Source organism: Marinimicrobium sp. UBA4509, from assembly GCF_002388575.1.
In the GTDB taxonomy this organism is placed as follows: domain Bacteria; phylum Pseudomonadota; class Gammaproteobacteria; order Pseudomonadales; family Cellvibrionaceae; genus Marinimicrobium; species Marinimicrobium koreense.
The window spans coordinates 1-4,567 of the sequence record NZ_DGMV01000042.1; the positions used below are offsets into that span (position 1 = coordinate 1).

Annotated in this window: 4 protein-coding genes; 2 read left to right on the forward strand and 2 right to left on the reverse strand. The window is 55.4% G+C overall.

Annotated features, from left to right (window positions below; all coding sequences use genetic code 11):
• Positions 1–305: 305 nt before the first annotated feature.
• A complete protein-coding gene (locus B3520_RS06445) occupies positions 306–698 on the forward strand; it encodes a hypothetical protein (protein WP_286875693.1) in 393 nt (130 codons plus the stop codon).
• A gap of 892 nt (positions 699–1,590) precedes the next feature.
• Here B3520_RS06445 and B3520_RS06450 read toward each other — a convergent pair.
• Positions 1,591–1,791 carry a DUF2905 domain-containing protein gene (locus B3520_RS06450; protein WP_024461040.1) on the reverse strand — a complete coding sequence of 67 codons (201 nt, stop codon included), beginning with the start codon at positions 1,789–1,791 and terminating at the stop codon, positions 1,591–1,593.
• Positions 1,792–1,809: 18 nt separating this feature from the next.
• On the reverse strand, positions 1,810–3,288 hold the full coding sequence (locus B3520_RS06455; RefSeq protein WP_286875696.1) for a TolB family protein: 1,479 nt from the start codon (positions 3,286–3,288) through the stop codon (positions 1,810–1,812).
• Between the two features lie 426 nt (positions 3,289–3,714).
• On the opposite strand from B3520_RS06455, the gene B3520_RS06460 reads away from it, so the two are divergent.
• Positions 3,715–4,509 carry a VOC family protein gene (locus B3520_RS06460; protein ID WP_286875698.1) on the forward strand — a complete coding sequence of 265 codons (795 nt, stop codon included), beginning with the start codon at positions 3,715–3,717 and terminating at the stop codon, positions 4,507–4,509.
• Positions 4,510–4,567: the final 58 nt, after the last annotated feature.

Genomic DNA, 4,567 nt, shown 5'->3' on the forward strand with positions numbered 1-4,567 from the left:
GGAATTAATCAGAGTGTCCCTAAGCAAAATGACTTGCTCAGGACTATGGCATTTGCTAGTTTTAGCAGGATTCAACGTCGTAGGGACAGCCTGACAAGGAGAAATCATGAACCATCCCGCTACTTCCGTCGAAACCGACACGATTGTCTACCGCATACGTCCCGTTGATAGGCTCAATGCTATCGTCAAGCGCTACTATGGATCAGTAAGCCCTCAGAAGCAGCCATATCTGGTAAAAGAGGCACCGAGTGATCCGGCAATAAGATGATATTTTTACGGTGTTAAGGGATTACAGAGAGTGAATAATGGCTGAGTTAATAGGCAATGTTTTTGTGTACTGCATATGGGTGATGATTCCGATTCTTCCCCTGTTTGTGGTTCTAGGATTTTCGTTACACTATATTTTGCTTGTGAGATTGGATCCCATTCTATTCAAAGAGCCTTACTTTCATAAGAAAGAGCTTCCGGTATTCAGCGTTTGGCCATTCAGCATGATCAAGGCTTTGATGTACATTCTACTGATCACTTGGCCCCGTCTAGCCAAACACAAAAGATTCAAGGGGGTGGACACTCCACTCCCGGTTGGTAAAGGGATCTTTATAAGCTGTTACATCGAGCTAATTCTATTGGGCGTGATTTGTGTGGCATCGGTCATATTAGTAACTGCCGGCCTCCTTGCAACCTTTGCCGCTTTATGAGTCGGTGGAGGGGCCGTCAAATGAAAAGTGAGCTATTCGATTACTGGCTATCCAGTCTTTCTTGCATAGAGCGCAGCAAACTCTCTCCTTCGGTTAGTTGATCTTTACAGCGGGACGGCAATTCCCAGCCGGTTGCTCCCCACGTGTCACCTGCGCTACGCATACACCTGCCATCTCCAAGGTCTACCCAGGTTCTGCCAGAGGCATCCTGCCAACTGTGGAGCTCGGACTTCCCGGTGTTGCGCAAGCGTTCGCGTCTGGTCCGGGCGTCTCTGATTTGCCTCCTGAGGCCCGGGTGAAACACATTGCCGGTGGATGACTCGCTGGTAGCAGGTAGGGGGTGCGACGGTATCTCCAGAGCGTGAAGGTCAATCCGGGGTTTTTCCCTGGTAACGTTTTCTGTTGCTGCCATGGTTGTGTTTTCAGGGGGTGGGGGCAGCCCTGATGTGATGGGCTCTTCGACCGCCGGCGACTCATGCTCCGGCGCGGTTTCTGCCGTTGCAGTGTCTGTCACGGCGGTGCTGACAGTGATGCGCAGGTTCGGCGCGGGAGCTATCGATTTCACATCTTTTGGCTGGGGCGTCCATAGTGTCAGCAGAATGGCGTGGACCAGCAGGGAGGCCAGTAAGGTCAACCACAGAGTCTTTCTGGCGCCTTGGCGCGCAGGTTTATCCTCGCTTAAAGTGCCAGCCTGGGCCAGGGAAGCCAGATGCAGAGGGCAAAAATCCTTTACCGGTAGATCTTGATCCATAAAACGACTTGCATGATGGTCGGTCCTTCACGGACTGGCAGGTGCTGTGAAAGTTCCCCCGAGGGCATAGTGGCAACACGGGGGATCCACGCAAGAGGATCGAACCGTCCTGAAATTCCCGGCCAGTGGATTAACGGCCGGTCAACGGCGGAAGAACATCGCGATAAGCGACAGGACCAGGCTCACCAGAATCATCGTGGTAATGGGAAAGAAGAAGGTATAGCCGGGGCGCTCAATCACAATGTCGCCCGGTAGCCGGCCCAACGGCAGATGCTTCAACCAGGGCCAGGCCAGAGCGACCAGAATCAATAGAATGCCGATGATCAATAGCGTGCGTTGCATAGGACCTCCCCGCCGAGCCTATTGGCCCCCCGGGAGCCTGGTGTTGCTGATAAACCCGATACTCTTACCATCCGGTGACCAACTGGGCACATTGATGGTGCCCTGACCACCGTAGACGTAAGCGATAATCGTCGGCTCGCCGCCCTCGATCGGCATCTGGCGCAGGTAAACATGGCGGTAAAAAGGGTGATCAGCCGAGTCCACGTCATCGTGGTAGGACAGAAACACCAGGCTTTTACCGTCGGGTGAAACGTGCGGAAACCAGTCGTTGTACCTATCAAAGGTCAACTGCTCCTGATTGGACCCGTCCGCGTTCATTCGCCACAGTTGCATGGTACCGGTGCGGTTGGAGTTGAAGTAAATGTGTTGTCCATCCGGGCTGTACTCCGGGCCGTCGTCCAGCGTTGCCGTGTCGGTCAGCTGGGTTTCCTCGCCGGTGGCAATGTCGACGGTATAGATGTCGTACTTGTCCTTTCGGTGACCGGTAAACACCAGTGTTTTGTCGTCCGGTGAATAACCGTGCAGGTACGAATGCCCGGCGCCTTTTTGGGTGATCTGTCGGGGCTGGTCACTACCGGTCAGAGGCAGCGTATAGATCGTTGAACGCCCGTCTTCGGATTCGGCGTGATGGCTGATGGCAATCTCCTTACCGCTCCAGGACAGCACATGATCGTTGTTGTTCTGATCAGCAAAGCCGGTATTCAGTTCGCTTACCTGGCCGGTTTCCAGGTCGTACTTGTAAAGCAGGCCCTCAGAGTTGTAGATCAGATACTGGCCGTCGTGGGTCCAGTTGGGAGCCTGCAGGGAGACCGGCGAGCGGTGAAGAATACGCCGATTCCCGGTCTCCATATCCATCACTTCGAGGTTGCTGCCGATATAGTCCTGATAAGGCACAAAGTCGTCCGCGGCTGGCCGGATAATACGAACATTGGATACCTGTGCGCTCTCGACTTCATCGGCGTCGTGGGCGGACATGGCGAGCCCCACATAGACCTCATCGGAAAAATCCAGATGGGACACCTGGGTGACATGGAAGGGCTCCCCGAACTTTGCCGAAGACATGATGAACGTATCGCCCCGGCGCTCCAGCTGAATCGCCTCAGGCCCTTGAACCTTCAGACGGTATTCCTCGGTTTGCGCTCCTTTGGCGGAGCGGAACTGTAGCGACGTCAGGCCATCGCCATGCACCGTGGCGTGGACATTGGCCGAGTCCGGCTCAAGACCCTCGCGCACGTGCCAGCCCACCTTTCGGTGTGGGTCCACCCCCTCGCCGATAAACGCCACTTGGGCGCGCACGATGAAGTCGCCCGCCATCTGGTTCCACGCGTAGTGCAGCTCATCCTGATCGGACCACATATTGGCACCCGAACCGGAGATGACGTAATGCTGGCTGTCTGGTGCGTATTCCAGGCCGCCAGCATGCTTCACCGGGCCGATATCGGTGTGGTGTTCGAATTGGCCGACGGGTTCAGCCGCCGCGTTCAGGCTCCAGAACATAAGCATTGCCGAGATAGTTAGGGAAAGGAGTGAGGATTGACCGTTAGTTTTTCTCATTCAAGAGTCTCCATTGCCTTTTATTGTTTGTATCAGGTCGCTGGATAGCCCCCAAAGCGTAGCGATGACGTTTTGGCGCCCAACGAACGTAAAAGCCTACCACGGATCTTGAATAGGCGCTCTCGGCGCGTAGGGTCTATCCTACTCCGTACACCCCGGCAAATAGATTGACGCTCGATCAACGTCAGGAAGACGCCCTTAGTGGCTTATCCTCTTGCCCGACATTCATTCGTCGCACTTGAAAACTTGTTTTTAGGCTATCGGTTCAGGTCGGTCGATGAGTATTTTCTATGGTGATCCTGTCGAAATCACCGATCGGGCATCGACCAAGTAATGAACGACCCATCTTATGATCCCAAGGAGAAAACCATGCCCAACCGACACGGCGAATTTATCTGGTACGAACTGCTCACCACCGACAGCGATGCGGCGCTCGCCTTCTATGGCGCGATTCTGGGCTGGCAGGCCACCGACAGCGGGCAGCCCACTATGGACTACCGCATTCTCAGCGCCCGGGACGAGGACACGGGAGACCAGCGAGAGGTCGGCGGCCTAATGCAACTGACCGAAGAAATGTGCCGGGGCGGTGCCAAGCCCGTGTGGCTGGGCTATATAGCCGTGGAGGATGTTGATCAGGCCGTGGCCAACATCACCGAGATGGGCGGCAGTGTGCAGATGCCCCCGACCGACATTCCCGACGTCGGCCGATTGGCCATGGTCAGCGACCCGCAAGGCACCCCCTTTTATGTCATGAAAGGCAGCAGCGAAGAAGTCAGCCTGGCTTTCGCCTTCGACAAACCCCGCGTGGGCCACTGTGCCTGGAATGAACTGATTACCACTGACCCGGAAGCAGCCAAGGCCTTCTACTTCAAGGCGTTTGGCTGGACCAAAGACGGCGAAATGGACATGGGCCCCATGGGCTCGTACGAATTCATCCGCCACAACGGCGTGATCGGCGCCATCATGCCCAAACCGGAGGACATGCCCACACCGATGTGGCAGTACTACTTCCGTTGCGCCGACATTGACCTCGCCTGCAAGGCCGTCACCGACAACGGCGGACAGATCACGCTCGGGCCCGAAGAAATTCCCGGTGGAGAATTCATGGTCAAAGGGGTCGATCCACAGGGGGCCATGTTCTCCCTGGTGGGCGCGAGAAAATAACTGACACAATAGGAGCCGATATGACCAACTTCATTACCTGCCTGTGGTTCGACCACGG